At 38.7% G+C, this 271-nt stretch carries 1 pseudogene; it reads right to left on the reverse strand.

Annotated features, from left to right (window positions below):
* Nucleotides 1-162 (reverse strand): annotated as a pseudogene (locus tag ACTHSN_RS10815) (type II secretion system F family protein); the annotation flags it as partial.
* Nucleotides 163-271: the final 109 nt, after the last annotated feature.

Consider the following 271-nt stretch of genomic DNA (forward strand, 5'->3'; position numbering starts at 1 on the left):
TATCCCGCGACGTTGGAGCTTTTTACGTGCTTCTTCTTCGTCTTTGGCGACTACTTCGCCTCGGACTAATTGATCCGTATTGGTATTTTTACCTTCAAACGTAAAACGTTTGCCTTTATTTTTTTGAGCGAATAAGCCTCTTTTTTGCTCTGCTAGAGCCATTTTGTTACCCCTTGGTTTAATGTTTAAGAATGAAGAAAACAAAAGTCCCCGTGTTTCTTCGATTCAATGGTTTAATCGTTAGTGTGAGCAATAACTTCTTCTAATGAAG

This window comes from Neisseria sp. P0009.S010, from assembly GCF_051958545.1.
Taxonomy (GTDB): Bacteria; Pseudomonadota; Gammaproteobacteria; order Burkholderiales; family Neisseriaceae; genus Neisseria; species Neisseria subflava_A.